Origin of the sequence: Paenibacillus sp. NRS-1781 (genome assembly GCF_050467745.1) — a bacterium.
Lineage (GTDB): Bacteria > Bacillota > Bacilli > Paenibacillales > Paenibacillaceae > Paenibacillus > Paenibacillus terrae_A.
In genome coordinates this window covers 1-3,438 of record NZ_JBITPI010000056.1, presented here as the reverse complement: position 1 = coordinate 3,438, position 3,438 = coordinate 1, and the positions used below count along the sequence as shown (strand labels likewise).

The 3,438-nt window shown below is 34.1% G+C and carries 2 protein-coding genes; both read right to left on the bottom strand.

What is annotated here, in order from left to right; all coding sequences use genetic code 11:
• A partial coding sequence (locus ACIFO6_RS20295; protein WP_430043301.1) for an ATP-dependent nuclease occupies positions 1–1,353 on the bottom strand: 1,353 nt, incomplete at its 3' end.
• Between the two features lie 608 nt (positions 1,354–1,961).
• The gene (locus ACIFO6_RS20290; protein ID WP_430043299.1) at positions 1,962–3,095 is read right to left on the bottom strand and encodes a hypothetical protein; all 1,134 of its coding nucleotides are present in this window, start codon (positions 3,093–3,095) and stop codon (positions 1,962–1,964) included.
• Positions 3,096–3,438: the final 343 nt, after the last annotated feature.

The window sequence follows — 3,438 nt, the reverse complement described above, 5'->3', positions numbered from 1 at the left end:
CTGAGCTTTAAGTGTAGAAGCAGAATGCTTGTCATGATTATCTACATCATGTAGCACATCGTAAGAAGAATTAAATTGATTGAGAACTTTCATTAGAGTTACAATGGTAGCCTTACCTCTAGCACGAATAATATGAATGTTAGTGTCTCTTTCTTTGGCAAGATGCTTGAAAGCAATATATTCAGTATCACCTTCCACAATTACTACTCTGTCAGCAAAAAAGAATTCATTCACATAAGAGTCTACGTAATTTAGGATTTTCATGTTTGCTATATCATCATCGTCAAATTGTTCACTTACCGATTTATACAACTGGATAGCTTCTTTTTCGCCAACTCTGAAAACTTGAATAGAGGTGTGTCTTTCCGATAAATCTATAAGTATCGGAGAATGAGTCGAGATCATTAATGGCATTTTTTTGCCTATTTGATAGAGCGAACGACTTAATGCACGAACTGCTTCGGGATGCAAGAATGCTTCTGGCTCATCTATAAGCAGTAATTTGTTGTCATTTTCGCCGAGAAGTTTTTTCTCTATCATGTTCTGTATTAGGTATATTAGGCTCATTCTTTGAAGTCCAGTACCTTGGTTGGCTAAAGGCATTTTGGATTGTTTATTGCTATCAATGTGTACGCTTGAATTTGTAGACTTCAATAAGTCGGCTGATGAAAATCCTTCACTTTCGCCGCCTACAACATTTAGTGATAGATGGTTATTAGAAAATAGTATTCTTAGATTATTGGAAACATCGTTACTTACCTGTGATAGTATGCTGTCTGTGTTTTGCTTAATTTTTTTTAAAAACGCAGGATATGCTTTTTTCAAGCTTGAATACTCTTGAGCCAATATAGAGGTATCCTTATCTTCTTCTGCGTCTCCATTGAAATCTTCGAGTTTTAAGAGATCATTTTTTATTATTTCAGAGTATATATCTTGAATTAGGTCGTTTATGTCATCAGGTAACATGGAGGGAGTTATGTAAAAAGGCTTATTGTTTAAGATTTCCTCCAACTTATCGTATAATTCGTGCGTTTTTTTGATTTCTTTGCCCTTCTCGTCACAAAAACTTGGGGCACTTTCTTCTTTGTACTTCTTTTTAATAGTTATCTGGTCTTCATCAGATTCAAATACAGCTTCAAGCGTTATATCTGTTCTACGCACTGAAAAACAGTCATTTGGGATGGTTTTTGCTTTAGTTTCTTTTTGGAAAAAGCAGTTGATGGCTTCTAAAATAGTTGACTTACCCGTGTTATTTCTCCCAGTTAGAATAACAATAGAATCTTTTGAGAAATCAATTGTAAATTTCTCTTTAAAGACCTTATAGTTTGTTACGCTGAATTTAACCAATCTCATAATCTTCCTCCTCCATAAGAAATCGAGTATCTACGACAAATTCTCTATTCATAAGTCTAAATACGAAATGAAGAATTTATTACCATCATCATACTACAACATACAGGTAATTGGAACTATTTTTATTTATTTATTGGTAATTCAGACTCGGCAACCTACCTTTATTATGGGTAAATAGACCTCTATTTCACTAAGCTATTACGTTTGGTTTAGGAATAACTACATTGATAGGCTATAAAAAAACTTGACAAAGGGGCAACCTTACCTTCATCTCGCTCAATCATTAAACTAACCATTTAAAACCGAAATAAATTTGCTTCCTCGCTACATCGAATGGGGTAAAGAGACTGCGATTTTATATAGAGAGGCGGGCATGATAAGCTGGTTAGCAACGCGAAGTCCTTATGCTTCGCGGCTTTCGCGAGTACTCATGCCCGCAGAGGCTCCATGTCAAATCGCTCTATTAGTCTAGAAACCGTAACTTTAGCCACGAGTATAGCGAAGAGCCATAAATTTCTTACGAAACAAAAAACCACCTGATATGTGGGTGGCTTTAAACTGTAAGCTTTAAAATTAAGGAAGATAGACTAAAATTGGAATTATTTCATTTATTCATTCAGAGATTTAATGACACTCCAGAACATACTTTCAACCATAAGTTTCTTTTCATCATTTTCGACTGGTAAATCACCCAACTTTCCGAAAAATTGTAAGAGAGAATAAGTATTATTTGATGAGACTTCAAAATACTTATCCTGATACTTTTTAAAAGCTGTTTTTCCTATAATCCTAATTAGTTCCTGTTGAATTTTGTAGGCTAGAAATTGATCAATTTTCTTAGTCTTAATAGCTAATATAGTAGACTTTACATTTTTTATATGCTCTGGAAGGTACTCTAACTCAAGTATTTTTTTAATTGCTGGAGTGATCTCACTCCCCATATGTTTAATTTTAATTGTTTTGTCTAAGATTAAGGGAACGCTGGAACCGTCTTTATTTGTAACGTTGCAAGTGGGATGTATCTCTACTGTGTGAATTTTGGACTCAGAGTTTCGTACTTTAAATCCATAAGATAATTTCCCCACACCATCTAAGTCAAAATATTCATTTGACAAGAAATTTAATTCCATATTAGAATGATCAAGCTTTTGAGATGTTAAGGTGAAATTGAATTTCAATTTATCAAGTGCCCAAATAGTACAATATAATAGGATATGATTATCTATTTGTTGGTATTTTGGAGTAGCGAAACATCTAATTATTGGTTGATTATGTTCAATCACAGTTCTAACTAATACATTGTTTTCAGATAAAAGGCCATTTTCACCAAACCAATAATTGTAGTTGTGTTGAATCAAGTCATAGTGTGTATCAGCGTCTTTTAAAAGATGTTTAGCATATGGACTCATGCTGATGTCTTGAAAAAGCTGTGAGATGGCATCTGATGTTGTAGTATATTTCATATTGGTTACTCCATCTAAATTTAGGAGTAATTGACCATCACCATTATTATCTTGAGTTGTTCCTTCAAGTAATAGTTGCTTAAACTTTATTTCATAGTCAACTTTTGTCCAAGTTGTTTTAGGTACCAGTAAATTGTATGTTTCTCTTATTTGTCCGATATTGAGTTCATTGTTTGATGAAGCAAAAGCTTCACCATCTACTTGTTCAAATACCTTTTCGTCAATTGGATTACCTTTATCTAAGAGTCGAATGAGTTCTTTTTTGGTTAGATTTTTCATTGAAACCCTCACTTTACATTCAATTTATTTAGCACTGATTAGAACAGTGAGGACTTTAGTAGGATTGCTTATGGAAAAAACATGCCCCCACTACATAATAAAGTGGGTTATTTGTGTTTGTCAATATTTGTTGATTTTTGCGAGTGGGAACCTGGTCTTCTCCCATCAGACATGCAATTCGAGCAAATCAAATGTAATTCCCAGTGAGGAATTGATTACTCTACTAGAGGAAAGGAATCAGCGGTTGCTTGAAGCGTTGCTGAAACTTGGACAGAAGGATAAAGCATGTATCCGAGTTGGAAATGGCGTTTGATAACGGACTGGTCAGAAAGTTTTGGATTTC

What these genes read in the sequence shown, in the direction of transcription:
- ACIFO6_RS20290 (WP_430043299.1), bottom strand. Translation starts at nt 3,095, where the DNA reads ATGAAAAATCTAACCAAAAAAGAACTCATTCGACTCTTAGATAAAGGT.